Here is a 23,931-nt window from a genome sequence, read left to right on the forward strand (position 1 = left end):
GGTCACTGCGCACCTCGGGATCCGCCTCCAGGCGGGGCCCCAACCGGTCGAACAGTGCCCCCACGACCGCGCGGCCCGATTCCGACTGAGCGTGATTAACCGCCTGCACAACCTGCCTACCCAGCTCCGTGGCCCGCGTCCGGGTCAACACAACACCGCCGACGTCGAGGTCAACCAACCGGCCACGGTGATCCGCGGTGGCCACCACCTGCTCGCGATCAGATGTCCCCGTGTACCGGGCGCTGGACAGCTGCTCCTCAACTTCGGACACCGCGGCGGCTCGCGCCCGTAACCGCTCCTCGAAATCGGCCAGATCGCCACTACCACCAGATCGCCGTTGCTGCGGGCCATCCGCAGCCCGATCAGACAGACCCCCCAGCCTGTCGGCTGCAACAAACAACTCACCCATCCCCGCGACCCCTTCCATGGTCTGCACGGTTCCCCCACGAACCCCACCAGGAGCGCACTAGAACGCCCACCACTTTTCACCACAGCGAAAAGTGAAACGCCCCAGGTTCAGTAGAGGCTCATCGCGTCTGCGCCGCGTGACGGTGACCTTCGACGCGGTGGCCTCGATGACGGCGGGCGTGGAGCACGGTGCCGCCCCACCCAACTGGATCAGGCCGGCCTTCCCCAGCACGAACAGCGCGGGCCTGATTGGTCGGGTCGTTCAGAAATCGCGAACATGCCACCCCTCGGGATCTGTCTTCGACGTCGTCGTGCTTGCGTGAGCACAGCGAGAGCGGGACGACGTAGGTGGAGGCGATGGGAGATTCCGCCGGCATAGAAAGCGCGAACGCCGCGCAGGTGGACGAGCACCGTGACCACGGATCTGTTGCGGGCGATCAGCGTCTTGCTTTCGTCGCGCGCGGCTTGCGGTACGTTAGACGGCGCAGCGGCCCTTGCGCCTTCCTGGGGTCGGTTCGCATGCGTTCACGGGTCATGAAGAGGAGGCCGAAAAGGATTCCTCCAGCCAGGAAGTTGCTGTCCATGAGGTGTGAGGCCCATAGCGTCTCCACGTTCGGGTCTGCCACCCCGTAGATCTGATGGTAGGTCAGACCGGAGATTCCTCCTTCGGCGAGTCCGGTTTCTCGTAGCCACGTGTCTATGAGGCCGCTCATTCCTCTGGCGCACAGCACAATGCTCGCTGTCGCTGAGTACGTGGTCATGACCCATGGGGGCGGCCTGCGCTGGCCGGGGAACATGCTCAGTACGAGCAGACCAAGCCCTGTCGAGAATGCCACGAGGATCGCGGCGCTAAAGGCCACGGTCGCGATCGAGCCGACCTCGGGCGTGGTCTTCTCGGCGTCTCCGAAGCCGACGGTTCCGCCGAGCTCCCAGTAAACGTGCATCCCTGCGAACAGCACCATCCAGGACAGGACGCCGATTCTCGCCCGTAGATTCCACCGCCACCTCCGGTCCTGATTCATTGGCCGTCTCGATCGTGGCCAGCGATGAACGACGAGATCACTGGGAGGAGGTCATCGTGGTGCTCAATGTGGACGGCGTGCGATGCATCGGGCTCGATCCGAACCCGCACATTGGGCATTGTGGTCGCGGTCTCGGCGGCGTCCTGTGCGTCATGGACCACGCTTTGCCCGGCGAGCACGGCGAGGGTCGGAGTTTCGATCCCGGCAAGCTTTTCTTTGGGGAGCTGTTCGGGTATGGGGAGTTTGGTTGCGTAGTGTCGGCGGCCATGGTCAAGGAGGCCGGCTAGGGGACTTTTCGTGGCCGCGTCCGTGCCCCCGGAGATCCAGCTGGTGTACCAGCTGGCGAAGGAGTCTGGCATCAGGGGAAAACTAGCGACGAACCCGCCCACCAGGAACCGCTTGTTCACTGGCGCGAATACATAGGCGGGGTCGAGGAGGGTGAGGCTAGCCACTTGATCCGGGTGCTGGGATGCGTAGGTGGCGGCCGTCAATCCACCGAAGGAAAAACCCACCAGGTGGGCGCGGTCAACTGCGAGCTCGGCGAGCACGTCGCGCAGCCAGCGGATCTGATCGTCAGTTGAAGTGATCGGTTGGATCTGGTCAGACATGCCCGCCATGCCCAAGGTGTCGATAGCGATGACCGGCCGCTCGGCAGCCAGGTCGGCAATGCTCGCATACCAGGTCACGGCTGGCCCGCCGAAACCTGGGAGCAGCACCAGGGGCGTACGGTCGTGGTCTCCTGGCGGCGGCGCCTGCGCCTTGAACAAGTAGGCGCGCACCGTACCGAATTCGGTCTGGACGTCTGCCTGTTCGACCGGCTCAGGCATCAGCTCCATCGCCTGCTCGTACAGGTGCTCGTACTCCTGCTTAGCCTCCTCGCTACGCCAGTGGCCGACCGGTGAATCGCTGCTCAGGAGTGCGATGTTCAGTCCCGTGAACCCCGCGCAGCACAGAGCTAGGGCACCTACGCCGATCACAGCGCTGCGGGGCACGCGATACAGGCCTTGTCTAGCGGGAACCGGCTTCTTGCCTCTCATGCTTACCCCCTCGTTTTTCAATGCGGTCGCATCGTAACACGCTTCAGCGTCGAAATACAATGCAGGTGCATTGGTACACTCTTGAGCATGCCGAGACGTGTGGACCATGACGAACGCCGGGAAGAGATCGTTATCGGCGTGATCGCAGTAATGGCCGAGCAGGGCCTCGAGGCCGTGAGCTTGCGGAGCGTGGCGCAAGCCGCCGGAGTGTCGATGGGTCGGGTGCAGCACTACTTCAGCAGTAAGGCCGAGCTGATCCAGCACGCCTGCAAGCTATTCATCCAGCGCGCGACGGCGCAGCATGGCGAGTCTGGCGACCTGCCCCGCAGAGAACGGCTCGAGACTCTCCTCACTATGGGAATCCCCGGATCGGCCGACGAACGGATCGGAACCGCAGTCTGGTACGAGTTCGTCATCGCCGCCACGAAGGACGACAAGATCGCTGACTTGATCGCAGTCGCCTGGCGAGAACGTCACGACAACATCGTCAATCTGCTCGAGACCAGCGAAGACCGGCGCGCCCTCCCCCCACACGAGGCGGCGAAGTTGCTCTCGGCAACGTCCGAGGGGCTGGCCATCACTGCCATGCTTGGGCGCATCAGCCGCGAGGATGCACGTTCACTCATCGCGAAACAGATCAACGACCTGGAAGCCAGTTTCCCATGATTCCTTAGATGGCAGCGCCTACACCAGGCCCGCCGACGATCACCAGAGACCAACCCGTACGTCAGATCTATTCATTCCAACACTGGAGGTTCCCATGCCCAAGGGTTACTGGGTCAGCGTCTACCGCACCATTTCAGATCCTGAAAAGCTGGCTGCTTACAACAAACTGGCCCGTCTGGCCGTCGAGCCCGGGGGTGGCCGGACCCTCGTCCTTGGCGGTCGGGTTGCCGGGTATGACTCCGGAATCGCCGAGCGCACCGTCCTGGTCGAGTTCGACAGCTTCGAGCAGGCCGTCGCGGTGCGCGAGAGCGCGGCCTACCAGGAGGCACTGGCCGCCCTCGCCGACGGCGTCGAGCGCGACTTCCGCATCGTCGAAGGCATCGACTGACCGAGCTCCTTCAGCAGGACCTTCACTGAAGGCTCACGGGGCTTCAACTGGCTCGACTCACCGAGGCGCCTACGGCCACGGTGACCTCGCGGCCCTCTGTGTTGCCAGCCATACGCGAAGGCGCCAGCAACCACCACGCCGTCCCGAGCACGACAAGCCGCAGCTTCGAAGGCTAGGGCATCCGAAACCGCGCCAGCGCCGTCCGCCCTAGGCCGAGTGAACCTGTGTGTCGCCCAGGCACCCAAGCCGGACGATACTGCTCGTGCCGAAACGTGATCCGAGTCCGATCCGAGGTCTATCCGGTCGTGCGACGTTTCCGGGCCACGCCCGCCTTGTCGATGTAGTCCTGGAGCGCATCGCGTGAGCGGACCAGGCCATCAATCCGGCTCTGGAGGGTGCTCAGCCGCGCCTCGAGTGCGTCGACGAGCTCACCGCAGTACTCGAACTCGGGGTCCTCGCCACTGGCACAGGGTTGCAGGTAGGCGATGTCCTGCGACGACAAGCCAGCGGCAAGTAGGTTCTTGATCTGGTTCACCGTCACCACGGCAGAGTCGCCGTACTCGCGGTAGCCGTTGAGATTCCGGTCTGGCTCCAGCAGTCCCTGGGACTCGTAGTACCGCAGCTGGTGCGGACGTACTCCCGTCCGCCGGCTGAGCTCACTGATCCGCATGGAAACCTCGCTTGACCTTCACACCGGTACGAACGTTCACGATCGCGGCATGACCGACAGAGTCAGCAACTCCGTGACAGTCCTTGGCCTCGGCCTGATGGGGCGCGCACTCGCCCGCGCATTCCTCAAGGCTGGCCACCCTACCACCGTCTGGAACCGGACCGCGTCCAAGACCGACGCCCTCGTCGCCGACGGCGCACATCGCGCCGAGTCGATCGTCGACGCACTGCGTGCGGGCACGCTCGTCGTCGTCTGCGTATCCGACTATGCGGCGATACACCAAGCACTCGACCCCCACGTCGAGCACCTCGACGGGCGCCTGCTGGTCAACCTGACCTCGGGCGACTCCCGCCTCGCCCGCGAAACCGCGGCATGGGCGAACAATCACGGCGCCCACTACCTCGACGGCGCCATCATGGCCGTCCCACCCGCGATCGGCACTGCCGAAGCAGTGATCCTCCATAGTGGGCCACAGTCAGACTTCGAGTCCCATGAGGCGACGCTGTCTGCGCTCGGCACTGTCAGCCACCTCGGCGCCGACCACGGACTGGCGTCGCTCTACGACGTCGCCGGCCTCGCGATGATGTGGAGCGTGCTCAACGCCTGGCTGCAGGGCACCGCGATGCTGCGCACAGCCGGCGTCAACGCAGCAACGTACGCCCCGTTCGCGCAGCAGATCGCGAACGTCGTAGCCGAGTGGCTGCCCAGGTACGCCGAGCAGGTCGACAGCGGATCCTTCCCCGCGGAAGTCTCTTCTCTGGAGACCGACATAGCCGCGATGGAACACCTCCTCGCCGAGAGCCAGGCCGCCGGCGTGAGCACCGAACTGCCCCGGCTTATCAAGACGATCGCCGACCGCGCTGTCGCAGCCGGCCGCGGCCGAGAGCAGTACCCCGTGCTGATCGAGGAGTTCAGCAGATCCTCGCGCCCCTGACCGCAGCCGCTCAGCTATTGCTTACAGCTGCGCGTGGAGAGCACCAGCCGGTACCCCGTCCGGATCGGCGAACCTCACGCCCCACTGGCCGCAGCGAAGTGGGTCGGCACTCGGGCGCCGCGACGTCCGAGTCGCTCGATCGACGCCGAGTGCTTCTGGTCGCCGCCCCGAACGTCCGCGCCGTCCCATGTTCGATTTTGGGACATGGAACCTGCCTGAGCGGCGCTCAGGATTGTGTGCCGGTGGCAGGTAACACATAGGCACAGAAAGGCGTTTCGCGATGACGACTACGACGGATACCGCGCCCCAAGCTGGTGACAACCAGGCAGGTCTCGAGCTCGACGCGGTGGTCATGGGTGCTGGCGTGGCCGGGCTGTATCAGCTGTACCAGCTGCGGGAACAAGGCCTGCGGGTACGCGCGTACGAGGAGGGCACCGGCGTCGGCGGCACCTGGTATTGGAACCGCTACCCCGGCGCCCGGTTCGACAGCGAGGGATATATCTACCAGTACCTCTTCTCCGAGGAGCTGTACAAGGAATGGAGCTGGAGCGAGAAGTTCCCCGGCCAGGAAGAAGTCGAGAGCTGGCTGCAGTACGTCACCGACAAGCTCGACCTGGCCAAGGACATTCAGTTCTCCACCCGCGTCACCAGTGCCCACTTCGACGAGGATCGCGGCCGCTGGACCATTCGGACCAGCCGGGGCGACGTCATCGACACCCAGTTCTTCATCACCTGCGGTGGCATGCTCTCCGCGCCCCAACAGAACGTCTTCGAAGGCCAGGACACCTTCCACGGCGCGATCTTCCACACGTCCCGCTGGCCGAAAGAGCCCGTGGACCTCGAAGGCAAGCGGGTCGGAGTGATCGGCATCGGCGCCACCGGCATCCAGGTGATCCAGACGATCGCCGACAAGGTCGGGCACCTCACGGTTTTCGCGCGCACGCCGCAGTACACGCTCCCGATGAAGAACCCGAAATACACCCCCGAGGACCAGGCGGCCTACAAGGAGCGTTTCCAGGAGATCAAGGAGACCATTCCGCACACGTTCGCCGGGTTCGCCTACGACTGGGAGTACACCTGGGAGGAATGCACCCCTGAGAAGCGCAACGAGATTCTCGAGGAGATCTACGCGGACGGCTCGCTCAAGCTTTGGCTGGCCAGCTTCGCCGAGATCTTCTTCTACGAGGACATCAGCCGTGCGGTCTCCGAATTCGTCCGGCAGAAGATGTGCGACCGGCTGAAGGACCCGCAGCTGGTCGACATCCTGGTGCCGACCCCCGACGACTACGGGTTCGGCACCCACCGGGTGCCGCTGGAACGCAACTACTTCGAGGTCTACCACCGCGACAACGTCGAGGCGGTGTCGGTCCGGAACAACAAGATCACCGAAGTCCTGCCGGAAGGCCTCAAGCTCGCCGACGGCACCGTCTACGAACTGGACGTGATCATCATGGCCACCGGGTTCGACGCCGGAACCGGCGCGCTCAAACGCATCGACGTGCGCGGCCGTGGCGGACGCAGCCTGGCCGAGGACTGGAACACCGACATCCGCACGACGATGGGCCTAATGGTCGAGGGCTACCCGAACATGCTCACGACCGCAGTGCCGCTCGCCCCATCCGCGGCGCTGTGCAACATGACCACTTGTCTGCAGCAGCAGACCGAGTGGATCAGCGAAACGATCAAGATGCTGCGCGAGCAGGGCAAGTCGGTCATCGAGCCGACGAGGGAGGGCCAGGACGCGTGGGTCGAGCACCATGACGAGCTGGCCAACGCGACGCTCGTGCCCAAGACAGACTCCTGGTACATGGGCTCCAACGTCCCCGGCAAGCCACGTCGACTGCTGTCCTATATCGGCGGCGTCGGCACATACCGGGAGAAGTGCCGCGAGGAAGCCGAGGCGGGCTACCCGTCCTTCCGGACGAGCTGAAGCTTCCGGTCGCCGGCAACACCGGCGTCGTTGCCGGCGACCGGACTCCAGCGGGAAGTGCGCGCGTCAGGCCGTGATGCCGTACTGACGAATCTTCCGGTAGAGCGTTGAGCGCGCGATACCGAGGGCGGTCGCGGTCGCCACCCGGTTACCGCCCGTCTCCCGCAACGCCGCGATGATCATGTCCCGCTCGCTTTCGTCGACCGGACGCAGTGAACTGCACGGTGTGCTCTGACAGAAAGCTGGCAGGTCGTGCGCCTCGATCACACCGACAGGACGGCGCGCCAACGCTTCGGACAGGGCATGTTTCAGCTGCCGGACGTTGCCCGGCCAGCTGTATCCGGCGAGCAGACGCAGCGCATCGGCGGAGAGGCGAACGTCGCGGGGTGCGGCCAAGTCGGACAGCAACGACCGCGCCAGAGTCGGCAGATCGACCCTCCGGTGGCGCAGCGCCGGCACCGTCGCCGACGTGTTGAACATGGCCAGCAGACGCTCGTGAGCGGCATGCTCAGCGATGGTTACCGACGCCGTCGCGGCGAGCGTCCGAGGTCCGTCGCCAGACTCCAGCACCGCGGCCGCCAGTGCCTCGACGGCCCGCGCGGACAGCTGGTCGACATCGCGAAGAACGTACAGCGTCGGTTCAGTCACCGGCTCCGTCAGCCGAGCGATCGCTTCAGCCGGCGCCCCGTCGACCACGCTGGCCTCCAACACGACGACCTGCCCGCCGGCGTGCACGAGGCGGTGCACCTCGGTTAGCACAGTAAATCTCCCAGAGCCTTGTTCGCCGAGGACGAGCACCGGGGCAGCCGCACGCACCGCAATGTCTACTATGGACACAGCTTCGCGCAAGGCCGGACAATGACTCTCCTCGTCGCGAGACCGCGGCGCCCCGGCGACTCCCTGACTCGAGATCGCACATCCGGTAGTTGGAGAGCTGACGGCCTCCCGGAAGACGGAGACCACGCCGACCATCCCCGCGAGCTCCGTGCCGACCTGCACCGTCGAACCACGCAACTGTACCCGTCGGCCCGAGGGCAGTTCGATCCCGTTGTCCACAGTGGCGCGCCGAAACATCATGAACCGCACATGATCCTGCAAGGCATCCAGATCGGCCGGGTCGAGCAGCGCTTGAATCGCCGAGTTGGCCATGACGGTCCGCCGGCCGACCGCCAGCACAGCCTGCCGCCCGTGTGCGTCCGTACGGGAATAGGCTTCGAACAGCGCCTGCTGAGTCTGATTGCGGTCGAGCAGCAGGTTGTTCTCGATCTGTTGCGCAGCCGAGCGGACCAGCGAGTGCATCACCGGCGTCGAGTGCCGACTGAGGCAGCTTACGTCCAGCACGCCTTCGACCCGCCCCGTCAATGGGTTGCGAACGGGCGCGCCAGCGCACGCGAAGCTTTGCAGACTGTCCACGAAATGCTCCGCGCCTACGATGTGCACGGAGTCGCCGAACTCGAGCACCGTGCCCACGCCGTTGGTGCCGACGGTTCCCTCGGCGTAGCCGAACCCCTGAGCGAAGTACACCCGGTCCAACCGCTGGCCGATCCACGAATTGCTATCGCGGCGGCTGAGCAGCCGCGCCTTGTCGTCGGTCAGCGCGACCCCCAGGGGGATATCGGAGAGCTGGTCCACGAGCTGTTCGATCACCGATTGCGCGCAGCGCACCAGGCGGGACCCGAAATCCAGATCGGCACAGTAGTCCGGGCACACCTCATCCGGCGGGACCCCGTACGAGGCGCTGCGCCTCCACGACGCGGCGACGTGATTCGGCAGGTCGCACGGTGCCAAATTGCCGTTCTCCACGAATTCCGCACGGGCAGTGGCGAGCTGGGCGCTCTGGCCTGGGACCTCACCCATCGCGTAGCACACCTCCTTGTGTCCTGCGACACATGGTGCGTCCAAAGTCAGGAGCCCATCTGTCCCATTTTCGGACACTCCGCAGCGTGGTCTCCCCCACAGGCTAGTCGTCGGGCGTCGGGCCCACTTGCTCGCCACCGACCCAGAGGGCCAGCTCTACGAGGAGGACCAGACGATGATCGAGAACCCGTATTACACCCATGAGTTTCACGGCGACTACGACCTGCTCAGCATCGGTCGACTCGACCTGGAAGAGGGTGGGTCGATCCCTGACTGCCAGCTAGCGGTGGCGACCTTCGGTGAGCTGAACGAGGCCAAGGACAACGCCATCCTCATCACCACCTGGTACTCCGGCACCCATCAGATATGGCGCGACATCTACGTCGGGGCCGAACACGCGTTGAACCCCGACCGGTACTTCATCGTCTGCGTCGACCAGATCGGCAGCGGACTGTCCACCAGCCCACACAACGCCGACATCGCCAACGCCAAGCTCGCCATGTCGAAGTTCCCGCATGTACGCATCGGCGACGATGTCGTCGCCCAGGAACGCCTGCTACGTGAGCACTTCGGGATCGAAACACTGCAGCTCGTGGTCGGCGGCTCGATGGGTGCCCAACAGACCTACGAGTGGGCCGTCCGCTTCCCGGACAAGGTCAAGCGGGCCGCACCGATCGCCGGAACCGCGCAGACCACGCCGCACGATTTCCTGTTCGGCAAGGCGCTCAGCGAGGCAATCACGTCCGACCCGGGCTTCAACGGTGGCGAGTACTCCTCGAACGCCGACGTCGTGGACGGGCTCAAGCGGCACGCCGGCATCTGGGCGGTCGTCGGCTTCTCGACCGAGTTCTGGAAGCAGGAGGTCTGGCGAGCGCTGGAGTTCGACTCCAAGGAAGCGTTCATGGCTGGCTTCCTCGAGCCCTACTTCACGACCATGGACCCGAACAACCTGTTATGCATGGCATGGAAGTGGCAACGCGGCGACGTCGCCCGGCACACCAACGGCGACCTGGCGGCCGCACTCGGCAAGATCAACGCACGAACTTTCGTGATGCCGATCAACGAGGACATGTTCTTCCCGGTCCGCGACTGCCGCGCCGAGCAGCAACGCATCAAGGGCAGCGAGCTACGCGTGATAGACGACGTGCTCGGCCACCTCGGACTCTTCGGCGTCGCACCCACTTACATGCCGCAGATCGACGAACACCTCGGCGCCCTACTCAACACGTCTGTGTGAACGAGAGAACGATGAGAACGAAGGCAGCAGTCCTGCATAGCGAAGGCAAACCGTTCGAGATCATGGAGCTGGAGCCTCGACGGGCCCAAGGGCGGCGAAGTGCTGATCAAGTACACCGCCGCGATATCCGATGGTCGGCGGCCACGAAGGCGCCGGCTCATCGAGGACGTCGGCCCGGGCATGACCAAGGGGAAGCCTGGTGACCACGTCGCATACAGCTCAACCCCAACTGCGGCTCGTGTCGCTACTGCTCCACCGGCGGCCAGTACATGTGCTACATGGGCGCCAGCACTTTGGACGGGCAGCTCGCCGACGGCACGTACCGGTTCCACTCGAAGGCACCGCCTACGGTGACATATTCATGCTCGGCACGTTCACCGAGCGCGCCACGATCTCGCAGCACTCGGTCGTGACGGTCGACGAGTGGCAGCCGCTGGAGACCGCAGTGCTCGTCGGCTGCGGCGTCCCCACCGGGTGGGGAAACGCAACCTATGCGGGCGGCGTACACCCGGGTGACACCACTGTCATCTACGGCGTCGGTGGCATCGAGATCAACGCCGTGCAAGGCGCCGCGCACGCCGGCGCCTTGCACATGGTCGTGGTGGATCCGGTGCGGTTCAAGCGCGACACCGCCAAGGAGCTCGGCGCACGCACGCGTTCGCCACCGCGGCAGACGCCGAGGAGAAGATCCGCAAGCTGACCTGGGGCAGTATGGCCGACCAGGCACTGCTGGTAATCGACTCAAGAAGTTCCGCGATCTCGGCGCTCACTACACCAAACGCGGCGACTAATACCGTGCCGCCGTCGCGGACCGTGGACCTTCGTTAACTCTGCGTAGCTGCGCAAACGCGCGCCTGCGCTCGACAGCAGTGGGAGGCACCATCTGGGAGGAAGCAGGGAGGACCCACCTGCACCCAACCGTGCCAGCCGCCAGGCAACGACTCCCAACGACACCGCACCGACCAGCACAATCTCCATTGTTGCAGGTCAGTGCCCCACCAGTGGCTACCTTGACACGGTAGAGGTCACTGGTTCGATCCCAGTATCGCGCACCACTTCAACCCCCATCCCGGGCAACCGGGATGGGGGTTTTTCGTTGCTGGTGTCCGTCGTTGCCGTGTCCGGCTTGCCGGTGTCCGGCTTGCCGGTGTCCGAACAGTCGCTACCGCACGGGAGTCCGGTTGCCGTCGTGTCGGCGGGTGCTGGAATGCAGCGCACGCAGCGGCGGAAGATTCCCCCACAGCACCCGTCCCGCCTTGACGTCCGAGAAATGCCGCCCGACCCATGTCGCAGCCACGCCGCGTTCCCGAGCACGATGCGCGACCAGCAACGTACTGAACGTCCCACCGTCGGCCAGCGTCTCACGCGCGGCGCCCAGGAAGCGGTCCCGCTGCTCCCCCATCACCGTCCAGGGCACCGAACACACGATGAGATCCACCGGTAGCAGGCCGCGCGCCCGTACCAGATCCGGCAGGTCGAACGCCGACGCACAGGCCACGTCCACCTCCGGACAGCGGGTCCGCAGCTGAGCCGTCAATGCCGGACTGACCTCCACAGCCAGCAATCGCGACGAGTCCGGCAACCGCCCCGCGAGTTCCGCGGTGATCGCACCGGACCCCGCGCCGAGCTCGACCACCGTACGGGCACCGGCCAGGGGGACCTCGTCGAGGAAACCGGCTACACAGTCCGTCGCCGTCGCCATGACGGCACCGGCACGCATCGGGTGGCGGAGGAACTCACCGGCGAAGCGGCCGTGCTCCGGTCGCCGTCGGCGCGCGGTCGTCGAGCCGTCGTTGTCCACCCTCGACGTTCGGTCTTCCCACCACCTCGTCATAGCACCATTGTCCATACTCGCCTCACGACACAGTGCACGCGGCGGTGGTGGCGGCGACCTCGCGAGCGTAGGGCGCTTTTTTCGCCACTGATGTCGGGGCAGCTGGCCGCGGTTCCTTCGGCCTCGTCGCCGCGGAGGTAGGCGAACGGTGATCGGCGTGGCGAATGTCTGCCGACCCCGTCCTCGCCTGCCTCACAAGCCGAGCTCACTCAGTCGACGGGTCACTCGACCATCCGTCGAGACGGTGGGGGCCTGTGAGCGGACCCACGGGTCCCCTCCGAAGTAGCGCTGGAAGATGTGCTCGGAGGTGCGGGTGGCCAGTGCCTGCGTGGTGAGTGTCGGGTTCGGTCCCCCGGCCGCGTTGGACAGCGCCGAGTTGTCGGCGATGAACAGTCGTTTCACCGCGCGTGTCTCACCGGTCTGGTCAACCACCGAGTCAGCTTCCGAGTGCCCCATGCGCATAGTGGAGTGTGTGTGCAGCGGCAACGCAGGCCAATCCATCCGGTAGACCTTCGTGGCGCCGGCACCACGCAACAACTCGGCGGCCCGGTGCGCGAGGAACTCGCGATTGCGAACGCTGCGCTTGCTGCGTCCCCGATTGACGAACCGCACCTTCGGCACGGCTCCGTTCTCGTCGGCGGGCAGGGCGGAGAGAGTGACACGGTTGTCAGCCGTGACGTCGTCGTCGACGATGCTGACCACGTTGAGGATGCGGTCGAGGCCGTGCATCAGGACATCCTTGAGTTCCGGTCCCACGAGCCGGCCCGTCTCGCCGTCCCACGGACCGGTGAGGCCGCGGCCGTTGGTGTAGTGGCCGCGGATTCCGCTGTCGGAGAAGGTCATCGCGAACGCCTCGATGCCGGGCATCAGGCCGACGTTCATGTTCATGCCGTAGCCGGGGTAGTCGGTGCGGGCAGCGGAAGAGGGCCCCTTGGACGAGCCGACGTCGGAGTCGAACAGACCGAAGGTCCAGTCCAGGTAGTGATCGGTGAAGCCGCGGCCGACCCAGTCGTTGGGGTTGGGCAGCTCGCTGTTGAACCACAACCGCGGAGTCTCCACCGCGCCGCCGCACATCACCACGACGGCTGCGTCCTCCGAGCTCACCTCGCCGGTCGCGTTGTCCTGCCAGGTCACTCCCCTGACGACGTCCCGCTCGGTGCGGACCTTGGTGACCGTCGCATCGGTCACCAGTGTGATCGGCTTCCCACCGGGGGACCACGCATCGGCCGTGAGTGCCATCGGAATGTAGCTGTTGTCGGTGGAGCGCTTCGCGAACAGGTTCCGCGGAGCGTCGATCGGGGCCGCGCAGCCCTGAAAGCAATGTCCACAGAACGTGCAGCCGGTCGAGGTCGGGTGCCGCAGTTCAGCGGGATCGGTGGTCAGCCCGGCGCGGCCGCCCGGCGGGAGGATGGCGTTCTCCTGCGGACGGTAGGACGGACCGAGTGTGGTCTTCGTGTCCTGCACCGGAAGTCCGAGCGTTTCGCAGCCGCGGAGGTAGACGCTCTCCTTGGTCCCGACCGGCGCGGTATGCACCGGCAGGGTCGCCTCGGCCCATTCGTAGTACGGCACGAAGTCGCTGTAGGAGAACGGGAATCGATGTTGGACGTCGTACATGTCGGTGTCCGGCCCTTGGTAACCGGCGAAGACACCGGGATAGGCGCGCGGACTGTTTCCGAAGTAGTGCTGTGTCGTGCCGCCGACCCCGGACACCTGCCAGAGGAACGAGTTCTGTGGCAACTCCCGGTACGCCGCCGGTTTGCTGCGGTCCGCCTGGCCGACCCGAAGATAGCCGGTGAGCGGGTTGTTCGCGTCGTTCTCCAGCCGGCTCCATTCCTGTCGGGGATGAGCGTGCCGGGGTCCACCCTCGACGACCAGCACATCCAGTCCGTGCGCGGCGAGTTCCTTGGCCACGACGGCCCCACCGCCGCCGGCTCCGATAACGATGACGTCGCGCATCAGCGTGCACTCACTTCCTTGCGTCCCTGGTAGTAGCCCTGGAATTCGTCCCAGCCGTCGATCACGCCCGGGTCGTAGCCGCTCAATCGCCATCCCACCGGGGTGCTCGTCACGCTCAGGCTCGCCGGGTCGAACGTCGACCACTCGCAGTAGGTGCCGAACGCGGAGAACTCCAGCAGCGCGCCCGCGATGAACTCCAACAGCCCGGATGCCGTTCCCTGGAGTGGTCCGGACAGCTCGTCGTCGATCGCCGACACCAGACCTGCGGCGGGTTCTTCCATCATTCGGAATGCCTCGGCCTTCTCCGCGAACGACAGTCGCGCGAACGGCGAGAGGAACGCGCCGCCGACCGCCGCCGGATTGACCAGGGTGGCGAGGCTGTTCAGCAACAAGGCGATCACCAACGACAACGGCACGGTCTCGTCGTTGCGCAGCAACGTGCGGACAGCCTGGTCCAGATCGAGCAGCTCGCCGGTCGGCAGCGGGCGCAGCCCATCGGGCAGCGGCACGTCCACATCTGCCAGTCCGTTGGCCAACGCGCTGGCCAACGGACCGGCCAGCTGATCAGGAACAGGGACGTAGTTGTCGAGCGATTCGATCAGGAAGTCCGGGGTGTTCGCCTCCATGGCGCCCGGCTCATCGCGACGCGTCCCCTGGGCCGCCGAGTAGGCATCCGGGCCGGGTACCACGAACACGGCCAACCCGTTGAGGGTGTCTCTGGCCAGTTCGGCCAGTGCCGTGTTCACCAGCCCGAGCAGCGGATCGGACGCGGCTCGGGCACCGGACGCGGCTCGGGCACCGGGCGAGGCCACGGCACCCGGCAACAGCGCGCCGGCGCCGGCTACGGCACCCAGCAAGCCGATCCGGGCGAGAAAGGTACGCCGATCGTGCGGATCTGTGTTCATGGAACCTCCTGGGCACAGCGTCGGGCCTCCTACACCGTGGTCAACTCGGCCCGCCACTGCATCGGCGCTCCGCACACACTTGAACGCCGCCCTGGTGTGCGCCTGCACACATCGCCATACGATCGGGCGACTCAGCCGGCCGCCACGCGACCGAACCTGTGCGACGGCACAACCGACGTCGACCTCGGCGGCATCCGCACAGGATGTCGACGATCACGTCCACTGTCGCCTGGTACCGCAGGGCCACCGGCGAGCGGCCTCGCCGCTTCCCTGTCGACTTCGACGCCTGTCCACCGTCGGTCTGCCCACCAGCACCCCTGCAGAAGCCCTGCGGAGGCGAGTCGTGCCCACCTCCACGTTCACGCTCAACGGCGATCAGGTCACCGTCGAGGCGCAGTCATGGCACCCGCCCGGACCCGCTGTCCCGCCCATCCACACCGACCGGCGTACCTCCACGACGGTCGTGACGCTGCCCGGCCGCCGCGGCCTCATCGGTCCAGCACGGCCAACCGCAGCAACAGTTGATCGCGGTGGTCGCGCAGTGACCGGCCCGTGAGTGCCTCGATCCTGGCCAGCCTCTGCAACACGGTGTTGCGATGACAGTTCAACTCGTCGCCGACCTCGGTAGCGGCCCCGTCCCGCCGAAACCAACAGTCCAGCGTCCGCAGCAACAGATCCCGCTTGTCCGGGTCGAGTACGAGCAGCTGTCCCAGCGCGTGCTCCTGGATCCGGTCCGCGATCGGACGGTTCGCAGCCAGCAACGCCTCCGGCAGCCGGTCCTCGAACGCTGCGACCATGGAGCGACCCTCGGGAACCGTGTCCAACGCGAGCTCCGCCAATCGGTATGCCGACGCCGACTCGGTGAGGCCGGTGAACGCCGGCGAGACGCCCGCCTTGCCCTCCACGACCCGGCCGAGCTGACCTACCAGGCGTGACAACGGGGCCGACCCAAGCTCCACCAGCCCGACCTCCCGGTCGGCCCGGAGTTGCCACTGCGAGGCGAAACCCAACGCGGTCAGCGCATCAGCGGGTGAGTGGGACGGCGAGGTGGACGGCCCTGCGTGGCCGACCACCACAACGGCCAGCCGGGTGGTGGACGTGAGCCCGAGCACCCGGTTCGCTTCGTCGGCGACCAGCGGATCGCCGCCGCGACCGTCCAACAGGCCTTCCAGCACCGCCTGTCGCCGTTCGGAGTCCCGCCGCTGCGCAGCCGACTGGCGCGCCCGGTACTCGGTGGCGGTGGCCAACGACATGACGTCCATCAGCTGCATCACCTGTACGGCGCCGTCCAACAACTCTCCGAGGGCGTCGGGCGCGGAGGTCCTGGCCTCGTCCAGCAACGCCGCCCACAGCACCTCGGTACCGAGCCGGAATGCGTGCAACAGCGACTCGAGTGGGAAGCCGGCGTCAGCCCGGCGCCGCGCCGTCAGCCGTGCGGCGTCGAACAGATCGTCGCCGTCCGGCACCTGGCCGGACAGGGACTGTAACGAACGCAGCATGTTGTCCCGGCACGAGCGGAGCAGCTCCTTGGGCGCTACCCGGTCCGTGGTCGCGTACACGTCGTCGTTCTGCACGATCGTGTCGCGCAACAGGTTCGCCAGCTCGGGCGCCCGTGCGAGCAGTCGCCGGGCGAGTTCTCGCGTGGCCGGAGCGGGCTCGGGCAACATTGCCATCGAAGTCACCGGGTCAGAGTAGGAGCCGGCGCACGACAGGGCGACCCACACCGCTGCTCACCGGTGGCGGCGGACCATGGCCACCCGTACTGACCGATCTGGCGCCACGAGGTGGTCGCCAGCGGACGGGCCGACGAGATCGAGGGGCCCACCGGGCCTGTCTCGATCGACCGCGGGCCGGTGCCGCGCCCACCGTCGTGGTGCCCTCGACCAGCGATGCCGGAGCGGGGACGCGATCATCAGGAACACGTGTGCACGCCCCTCGACCTGTCTGACGCTGCGGAACGTTCCCGTTCGATGGGCCATTCCGGGAGGCCGTCGAAGCAAGAGCAGGCCGCGGCTCCGGCTTCGGCCGCTGACCGGCTCCTCAGATGATGCCGAGTCGCAGCATCGCGTCCGCGACGTTGGTGAAACCGTTGATGTTGGCTCCGGCGACGTAGTTTCCGGGCATGCCGTACTCGTCGGCGGTGGTGTAGCAGCGGGCGTGGATGTCCTTCATGATCTGTTCGAGCCGCTGCTCGGTGAACTCGAAGCTCCAGCTGTCGCGCGAGGCGTTCTGCTGCATCTCGAGCGCCGAGGTAGCCACCCCGGCCGCGTTCGCCGCCTTGCCCGGCCCGAACGCGACGCCGGCTTCCTGGAACATCCGGACCGCGTCCGGAGTCGCCGGCATGTTCGCACCTTCACCGACCGCGATACACCCGTTCGCGATCAGCTGAGCCGCGTCCGTCGCGTCGAGCTCGTTCTGCGTCGCGGAGGGAAGCGCCACCTGGCACGGCACCTCCCAGATGCTGCGGTCGGCGACGAACTTCGCGGCCTGCCGGCGCTCGACGTAGTCGCCGATCCGTGTCCGCTCGACCTCTTTGAGCCGTTTGACCAGTTCGACGTCGATCCCGTTCTCGTCGTAGACGTAACCGGAGGAGTCGGAACAGGCGACGACGACGCCGCCGAGCTGGTGCACCTTCTCCATGGCGTAACAGGCGACGTTGCCCGAGCCCGAGACCACGACCTGCATCCCGTCGAACGAGCGTCCGCGGGCGGCCAGCATCTCCCGCACGAAGTACGCGCAGCCGTAGCCGGTGGCCTCCGTGCGGACACGGGCACCGCCGAACGAGAGGTGTTTACCGGTCAGCACCCCCGATTCGTACCGGTTCGTGATGCGCTTGTACTGGCCGAACAGGTAGCCGATCTCCCTGCCGCCGACGCCGATGTCGCCGGCGGGCACATCGGTGTCGGCGCCGATGTGCCGGTGCAGCTCGGTCATGAAGCTCTGGCAGAACCGCATGATCTCCCGGTCGGAGCGGCCCTTGGGGTCGAAGTCCGCACCACCCTTGCCGCCGCCGATCGGCAGTCCGGTGAGGGCGTTCTTGAAGATCTGCTCGAAACCGAGGAACTTGACGATGCCCTGATAGACCGAGGGGTGGAAACGCAGACCGCCCTTGTACGGGCCGAGGGCGCTGTTGAACTCGACACGGAAGCCGCGGTTGATGTGCACCTCGCCGTGGTCGTCCTCCCACGGCACCCGGAAGGTGACCTGGCGTTCCGGCTCGCAGATCCGTTCGATGATCTTCTGGTCGGCGTACTCGGGGTACCGGTCGACGACCGGTCCGATGCTCTCCAGCACCTCGCGGACCGCCTGGTGGAACTCGTCCTCACCGCGGTTGCGCTCCACCACGTTCGCGTAAACGGGCTCGAGACGCTCGTGCAGGACCACCTGGACTCCTTCCACCGACATCCACCGACTTCCACCGGCAGCGGGCCGCCGCGCGACCTCGGATCGACACGCGATCCGTCCACTTCATCCGGAGCCCGCAGTTCGATCAACATGACGAAGGACACACACCACCGGGCCACCAGCGCGGAAGCAGTGGAAACTCCGCTGCCGCGGGTCACCCCGGTGAGTGCCCGGGCGTCCGGTGCCCGAGTGTCCAGGCGGTTCAGTCCAGGCCGCGCGCCAGCTCGATGGCGTTGGCCAACGTGTCCAATCGGTCTTCGAGCGAGTCGCCCGCGGGATAGAACCGCACCGTGTCCACACCGGTGTCCCGCCACACCCGCAGTCGGTCACGGACCATGTCCCGGGTGCCGATCAGTGTCGTTCCCAGCACCATCTCGTCGGTGACGAGCTCGGCAGCGCCGTCGCGGTCCCCGGACTGCCACAGCTGCCGGATCTCTGCGGCGGTATCGGCCCAGCCCTGCCGGCCGTAGGCGTTGTAGTAGAAGTTGGTCTTCGCCGAGCCCATGCCGCCCAGGCTGAACGCGAGCTTCTTCTTCCGCTCACCCAGCATCTCGCGCAAGTCGTCCTCATCGTCGGCGAACGCCACCTCCGCGCCCTGGCAGATGTCCAGCTCCGCACGAGAACGCCCGGCTTCGGCAAGTCCGGCGTCCAAATGTGCGAAGTATGCGTCGGCGGCACCTTCGGGTACGAAACTGGTGCCCAGCCAGCCGTCCGCGATCTCGCCGGTCAGTGTGAGCATGGCCGGTGACAACGTGGCCAGGTAGATCGGGATCTCGTGCTCCGCGCGCGTCGAGAGCCGCATGGGCTTTCCCTCCCCGCCCGGTAGCGGGATCGCGACGTGCCGCCCTTCGAAGGAAATCTTCTCCCCGGCCAGCACCCGGTGGATCACCTCGACGGTCTCCCGCATGCGCGCCAACGGGCGCGCGAACGGCACGCCGTGCAGTCCTTCGATCACCTGCGGACCCGACGACCCCAGCCCGAGCAGGAAGCGCCCCTGGGACAGCTGCGACAGCGTGATCGCCGCCTGCGCGATGCCCACCGGTGTCCTGGTGCCCACCTGCATGACCCCCCGAACCCAGCAACATCCGATCCGTGCGCGCCGCCAGATATCCGAGCGGGGACGGCGCGTCGGAACCCCACGCCTCGGCGACCCAGCAGATGTCCAGCCCGAGCTTCTCGGCCTCCACCACGTACTCGACCAGCTCCTGCCACGAACCGCCCGACCCTTCGATCGTGGTCGCCGTCCGCATCAGCGGTCCACCTGCCCGGTGTCCTCCGCCAGCTTCTTGATCGCCTCGACCGCGGCCGTCATGTTGGTCTCGAACTCCCGCAGCCGGACGAACACGATCTTCTGCTCCTTGTCGGGCATCCGATCGATCGCCAGCGACAGCCCCGAACGCGCAGGACCCAGCTGCATCCACTGCCGCAACAGCGTGCCGTCACCGTCGGGCACGACCGTGAACCGCCAGGTCGCGGTGGGGTTGTCCGGATCCTCCACCGCCCAGCCGAACGTCCTCGGCGGGTCGAGGTCCACGATGTGCGAGGTCGTGCTCCACTTGCCCAGCGCGTCGTGCTCGTTGCGCCCGATGAACTGCGCCCCGAGGGCGGGCCCGGTGTCCCCGTGCTGCCACTCCACCGACTGAAGCTCCGGGCTCAACTCGGGCATCAGCTCGATGTCGGACACGAGCGTCCACACCCGCTCCGGCGAAGCGTTGATCCGGGTCTCCACCTGCACCGTCGGCATGTCCTCGTACCGCGCGCCGGTCCATTCCATAGTCGTCCGACCTCTTCCCCTCGGCCCACGTCACAACAATTCCCGACCAGCAGAGTTGCTTATTTGAACTCACGCGTCAAGCGCTCGCCCGGCCGGGAACATCTCGGCCGGGCGGAAACGACCACCGAGCGGACCCGCATCCCGCTCCTCCGGTTGCGGCCTCACTCCGCGAAACGCCGCTGCACATCCGGTCGTTCGGCGAGCGCCGCCGGGTAACCCGGGCCCATCCGATTACTGGTTTCCTCCGCGCGCAGCGGCTCCTTGCACGCCCCGCACACGATCTCGGGCTGGGTGTCGTGGCCACACCGATCGTGGTGCAGGACCACGGGCACCCCCTTCTCCCCCGCCAGCCAACGATCGCCCCAACGGTTCATCGCAGCGAGCACGCCGTAGAAGTCGCGTCCCTTCTCGGTCAACACGTAGTCGTACCGCACCGGAACATGCTGGTAGGCCTGCTTTTCCAGCAGGCCCTCGTCCACCAGCCGCCGTAACCGATCGGTCAGCGTGTTACGCGCAATGCCCAGCGATTCCTGGAAGTCGTCGAAACGACGGATCCCGTAGAAGGCCTCCCGCAACGCCAGGGGGGTCCACACGTCGCCCAGCAGATCCATCGTCCGGGCGATCGAACACGGCCAGTTCGCGAAAGACGTCCGCCTCATACCGGTCACCGTACAGCGTTTCACATAACAACTCACCTGCGTGGGCGGAACCCGAGGGCGGCCACGCGCGGCGCCGTCGGTCGCCGATGCGGCCCGAGGGCTCCCAACGTGGGTGCCCGACGGAGCCACAGCGTGCTGCCTCGAACCCGCCTACAGCGCGCCCAGCACCTGCGACAGGACGATCAGGCCGCACACCACGCCGTTGAACACGCGGTGCGCCACCAGCACCGCGATGAACTCGCGGACGACCGCGCTGGACCAGAAGTACCACGCCGTCGGCGCACCGACGACCTGCCCGTCGATCTTCGCCTTCCGCGCGAGCAGCGCGGCCCGCAGGACGTGGAAGTTGTTGGTCACGACGACACACCGGTGATCGGCCTTGCGGGCCCGCATGAGTTCGGCGCTGAACGTCAGGTTCTCCCACGTCGTCGTGGAACGATCCTCCACGAGCACCCGGTCGGCGGGCACACCGCGGCAGACGAGGTGGTCGCGCATGGCGTGGGCCTCCGGGACCTGTTCGTCCGGTCCCTGCCCGCCCGAGGTGACGAGCATCGGGTCGCCGCCGCGAGCACGTTGTTCGTCGAACACCTCACGGCCGCGACCGAGCCTGCTCGCCAGTAGCGGCGGCACCCGCCGTCCGTCCAGCAGCCCCGCCCCCAGCACCACGACGTAGTCGACGGGACGCCTGGAGGAGATCCGGCCGTAGACCACCGAGTACAGCAGGAAACACACGAACAGGAACGACACGTAGAACAACACGCCCGTCACCGCCGTGGCCGTCACCGTCAGCGGCTTCCAGTCGATCAGGCCGACGAGAACTTGGGCCGGGACGTAGGCCACGATGCCGATCCCGGCCAGTAGCGACACCAGGTTCGCCAGTCTCCGTCCCTCTCGGCGGAGCATCGTCACGCCGCTGGCGATCAGGAAAACCCCGAACGCCAGCACCGACAACGGGATCAGCAGCACCCCGATCACCAGCAGCACCCGCGCCGCGCCCTCCGAGACCGTGCCCACCACCAGCAGCATCGCCACGGCGAGGGACGCCAACGCGAGGAACAGATACACCCCGTTGCGCAGTTTGCGCCGATCACGCAGAAAGCTGATCAGGAACGCCGTGAAGGACAACGCTGCAGGGACGAACGCGACCGGCGACACACTCACGGGAGCTCCCGTGTCGACGCCGTGGTGGCCGGAACACGACGCACGGATCCGAAAGCCATCAGCTGCCCGCCGCGTCGGACGCGCCTCGACTATCCACCATGGACGGCATTAGACCACAGCGACCGGTGCCCCGCCCGGCCGCGAACCGGCACGAACGGCGACAACCACCGCGGCGACGAACCACCGGCGTCCGGCCGCCACGGCACCGTCGCGGGCAGGATCGAAGGGCTCGGACGTCAGCCGCGCGGCCAGACCGGGATCCGGTCGAGCATGTCGCAGCGCAACTCCAGAGCCGCGACGAGCTCCTCGGGATCGCGGTGATCACTGACCGGGTCGAACACGTCGAGATACTCCCCACGCAGCACGAAGCCCCGGAACGAGCGCGAATCGTGCAGCAGCAGCGCCTTCAGCTCCGGGCCGAACACCGCGCGCGCGAACGCCTCGTCGTCGCAATGCACCTCGAAGCTCCGGTCGACCTCCTCGTCGCCGAGCTGCACGCCGCCCATACCGATCGTGCGGTTGATCGTGTTCTGTGGCCCGACGATCCGCGTCGCACTCAGCATCGGGTGCGGCGCGGGAGCGGCGACCCAGATCGCACGTTCCGGCCGATGCTTCCCGTCGTGCACGGTCTGGAACGTGGCAGCGACGAACGGCCTGCCCCGATGCGTGCCCGTGATGACGTCCGTCGCCCCCGTCGCGCGCGGCGGTCGGTGGAACGGTTCGGCCCATCCCGTGCGGTCGTACTGCCGATCGTAGAGCGGCACGTACGAGTCGTCCCGTTCGGCGAAGGTCCAGCCTCTCGCCTGGACCGCGGCCCGAGCCTCCGACGTCGACATGGCCGCACGGGCCTTGCCCGCGCGCCGCACCAGGACGATCAGCGCGATCACCCCGGCGGCGAGCAGCAGTACGCCACCGAACACGATCGCGAGGATCGCGCCCACACTCATTCGTCACACCCTCCACATCGCACGGTCGGCAGACGCACGAAACCGGGTGCGCCGGCTGCCCGGCCACCCGGTTTCGTCCATGGGTTCTCAGCTCCGCCGCAACACGCGGAAACTCTCGAAGGCTTCGTCGTCGCTGAGCTGTTCGCGCCCGCCCCGCCTGCGGGCCGACCCGCCCCCGAGCGGATCCGGCCCCGGATCGACCGGTTGCGAGTCGCCGAACAGCTTCTTGTCCTCCTCAAGCACCTTGTCCAGCAGGTCGCTGGAGCCGAGACCGCGCTGCACCACCTCGGCCTGCGCGCGGGTGGCGGCCACCCGCGCCAGCGCGATCGTGTGTTGCACCCTGGCGGACAGCTCCGCCGGGTCCACGCCACCGCGCACCGCGTCCGAGAACGTGACCCGCTCGACCGTGCCGTCCGGTCCGGCCTCGACCGTCACCATCCCGTCCTGCGAGCTCGCCGTGCCGGTGACCTCGGCCAACTGTTCGGTCATGGCCTTGTAGGTCTCGGCCCGGTTGCGGTTCGCGGCCGCCGCGTCGTCGACCGCCTGGATGCGCTGCACCAGATGCTTGGCCGTCTCGTTCATGCCGAACCTCCCGTGGTTCCGGAGCCGCTGCCGGCACCGCCCTGATCGGGACGGATCGTGCCGAGGAACTCCTCGAAATCGGCGAACACGGATTGGAACGTCTCCGGTGTGGAGCTGAGCACGATCTCGATCACCGCACGACGCGACGGATCGGCCGTGTCGGTGAATCCCATGAACACCTGATACTGCACCAGATACCGGCGGCGACCGGCCACGTCGGCGTCAATCCGCAGCGGCTGCGTGTACACCGGGTTCTCGGCGGTACCCGTGGCCTGCGTGTTGCCGACCTTGACCTCGTACGCACCGCCGCGCAACCGCTCGGCCGCCTCGGCGGCCACATCGGACAGTTGCACGTCGCCGTCCCGCACTTCGCCGGTGATCGTGATGTTCGCGGTGAAGCCGTCCCCGCCCGTGTCGGGCCGCAACGCCACGAACGCCGCGTTCGGCGTACCGATCTCGTCCGGCGACACCGAGACCCAGCCCTCCGGCAGGGAGAACTCGATCGGCACCGGGATCGTCGTTGCCATGCTCACGCCTTCTTCCTCGTCGACGGGCGGTC

21 protein-coding genes and 2 pseudogenes are annotated in these 23,931 nt (G+C 66.8%); 6 read left to right on the top strand and 17 right to left on the bottom strand.

Annotated elements, in window-relative coordinates; translation table 11 throughout:
* Positions 1–85 precede the first annotated feature (85 nt).
* The 3 genes and pseudogenes from FB384_RS27560 to FB384_RS20795 all read right to left on the bottom strand — a co-directional run.
* Positions 86–427: pseudogene (locus FB384_RS27560) on the bottom strand (YbaB/EbfC family nucleoid-associated protein); the annotation flags it as partial.
* A 418-nt stretch (positions 428–845) separates the two neighbouring features.
* Positions 846–1,370, bottom strand: a complete 525-nt coding sequence (locus tag FB384_RS20790; RefSeq protein WP_183786497.1) for a DUF3995 domain-containing protein — start codon at positions 1,368–1,370, stop codon at positions 846–848.
* A gap of 56 nt (positions 1,371–1,426) precedes the next feature.
* Entirely contained in the window at positions 1,427–2,467 is a 1,041-nt protein-coding gene (locus FB384_RS20795; protein ID WP_183786498.1) for an alpha/beta fold hydrolase, read from the bottom strand.
* A gap of 87 nt (positions 2,468–2,554) precedes the next feature.
* On the opposite strand from FB384_RS20795, the gene FB384_RS20800 reads away from it, so the two are divergent.
* Entirely contained in the window at positions 2,555–3,133 is a 579-nt protein-coding gene (locus FB384_RS20800; RefSeq protein ID WP_183786499.1) for a TetR/AcrR family transcriptional regulator, read from the top strand.
* 94 nt (positions 3,134–3,227) lie between these two features.
* Positions 3,228–3,521 (top strand): DUF1330 domain-containing protein, encoded by a 294-nt coding sequence (locus FB384_RS20805; protein WP_183786500.1) that lies wholly within the window; start codon positions 3,228–3,230, stop codon positions 3,519–3,521.
* Between the two features lie 295 nt (positions 3,522–3,816).
* Here FB384_RS20805 and FB384_RS20810 read toward each other — a convergent pair whose 3' ends face one another.
* Positions 3,817–4,191 (bottom strand): MerR family transcriptional regulator, encoded by a 375-nt coding sequence (locus FB384_RS20810; RefSeq protein WP_183786501.1) that lies wholly within the window; start codon positions 4,189–4,191, stop codon positions 3,817–3,819.
* 49 nt (positions 4,192–4,240) lie between these two features.
* Here FB384_RS20810 and FB384_RS20815 point away from each other — a divergent pair, with 49 nt between their 5' ends.
* Complete coding sequence (locus tag FB384_RS20815; protein ID WP_183786502.1) at positions 4,241–5,125, top strand: NAD(P)-dependent oxidoreductase; 885 nt, start codon at positions 4,241–4,243, stop codon at positions 5,123–5,125.
* Positions 5,126–5,405: 280 nt separating this feature from the next.
* A complete protein-coding gene (locus tag FB384_RS20820; protein ID WP_183786503.1) occupies positions 5,406–7,055 on the top strand; it encodes a flavin-containing monooxygenase in 1,650 nt (549 codons plus the stop codon).
* A 66-nt stretch (positions 7,056–7,121) separates the two neighbouring features.
* Here the strand turns inward: FB384_RS20820 and FB384_RS20825 are convergent, their stop codons facing one another.
* Entirely contained in the window at positions 7,122–8,912 is a 1,791-nt protein-coding gene (locus tag FB384_RS20825; protein WP_183786504.1) for a sigma-54-dependent Fis family transcriptional regulator, read from the bottom strand.
* 175 nt (positions 8,913–9,087) lie between these two features.
* Between FB384_RS20825 and FB384_RS20830 the strand changes: the two genes are divergently transcribed.
* Positions 9,088–10,149, top strand: coding sequence for an alpha/beta fold hydrolase (locus FB384_RS20830; RefSeq protein WP_183786505.1), 1,062 nt, complete (start codon positions 9,088–9,090; stop codon positions 10,147–10,149).
* Positions 10,150–10,510: 361 nt separating this feature from the next.
* The gene (locus FB384_RS27375; protein ID WP_183786506.1) at positions 10,511–10,849 is read left to right on the top strand and encodes a hypothetical protein; all 339 of its coding nucleotides are present in this window, start codon (positions 10,511–10,513) and stop codon (positions 10,847–10,849) included.
* A gap of 462 nt (positions 10,850–11,311) precedes the next feature.
* Here the strand turns inward: FB384_RS27375 and FB384_RS20840 are convergent, their stop codons facing one another.
* The 12 genes and pseudogenes from FB384_RS20840 to FB384_RS20895 form a co-directional block, all read right to left on the bottom strand.
* On the bottom strand, positions 11,312–11,983 hold the full coding sequence (locus FB384_RS20840) for a class I SAM-dependent methyltransferase (protein ID WP_183786507.1): 672 nt from the start codon (positions 11,981–11,983) through the stop codon (positions 11,312–11,314).
* Between the two features lie 192 nt (positions 11,984–12,175).
* Positions 12,176–13,939, bottom strand: a complete 1,764-nt coding sequence (locus FB384_RS20845; protein ID WP_183786508.1) for a GMC family oxidoreductase N-terminal domain-containing protein — start codon at positions 13,937–13,939, stop codon at positions 12,176–12,178.
* The gene (locus tag FB384_RS20850) at positions 13,939–14,844 is read right to left on the bottom strand and encodes a hypothetical protein (RefSeq protein ID WP_183786509.1); all 906 of its coding nucleotides are present in this window, start codon (positions 14,842–14,844) and stop codon (positions 13,939–13,941) included. The genes FB384_RS20845 and FB384_RS20850 overlap by 1 nt, the downstream gene beginning before the upstream one ends.
* 488 nt (positions 14,845–15,332) lie before the next feature.
* Positions 15,333–16,517 (bottom strand): PucR family transcriptional regulator, encoded by a 1,185-nt coding sequence (locus FB384_RS20855; protein ID WP_228726564.1) that lies wholly within the window; start codon positions 16,515–16,517, stop codon positions 15,333–15,335.
* Positions 16,518–16,884: 367 nt separating this feature from the next.
* Positions 16,885–18,228 carry an NADP-specific glutamate dehydrogenase gene (gene gdhA, locus FB384_RS20860; RefSeq protein ID WP_183786511.1) on the bottom strand — a complete coding sequence of 448 codons (1,344 nt, stop codon included), beginning with the start codon at positions 18,226–18,228 and terminating at the stop codon, positions 16,885–16,887.
* 223 nt (positions 18,229–18,451) lie between these two features.
* Positions 18,452–19,499 (bottom strand): annotated as a pseudogene (locus FB384_RS20865) (LLM class flavin-dependent oxidoreductase).
* Positions 19,499–20,023: an SRPBCC family protein gene (locus FB384_RS20870; protein WP_183786512.1), complete on the bottom strand. Its 525-nt coding sequence runs from the start codon at positions 20,021–20,023 to the stop codon at positions 19,499–19,501. The pseudogene FB384_RS20865 and the gene FB384_RS20870 overlap by 1 nt, the downstream one beginning before the upstream one ends.
* A gap of 161 nt (positions 20,024–20,184) precedes the next feature.
* Entirely contained in the window at positions 20,185–20,682 is a 498-nt protein-coding gene (locus FB384_RS20875; protein WP_183786513.1) for a winged helix-turn-helix transcriptional regulator, read from the bottom strand.
* 150 nt (positions 20,683–20,832) lie between these two features.
* Complete coding sequence (locus FB384_RS20880) at positions 20,833–21,843, bottom strand: YdcF family protein (protein ID WP_323985389.1); 1,011 nt, start codon at positions 21,841–21,843, stop codon at positions 20,833–20,835.
* A gap of 236 nt (positions 21,844–22,079) precedes the next feature.
* The gene (locus FB384_RS20885; protein WP_183786514.1) at positions 22,080–22,790 is read right to left on the bottom strand and encodes a hypothetical protein; all 711 of its coding nucleotides are present in this window, start codon (positions 22,788–22,790) and stop codon (positions 22,080–22,082) included.
* Between the two features lie 87 nt (positions 22,791–22,877).
* Positions 22,878–23,372, bottom strand: a complete 495-nt coding sequence (locus FB384_RS20890; RefSeq protein ID WP_183786515.1) for a YbaB/EbfC family nucleoid-associated protein — start codon at positions 23,370–23,372, stop codon at positions 22,878–22,880.
* A complete protein-coding gene (locus tag FB384_RS20895; RefSeq protein ID WP_183786516.1) occupies positions 23,369–23,899 on the bottom strand; it encodes a hypothetical protein in 531 nt (176 codons plus the stop codon). Before FB384_RS20895 ends, FB384_RS20890 begins: the two co-directional genes overlap by 4 nt.
* Positions 23,900–23,931 lie beyond the last annotated feature (32 nt).

The sequence above is a fragment of the Prauserella sediminis genome (assembly GCF_014195435.1).
GTDB classification, from domain to species: domain Bacteria; phylum Actinomycetota; class Actinomycetes; order Mycobacteriales; family Pseudonocardiaceae; genus Prauserella; species Prauserella salsuginis.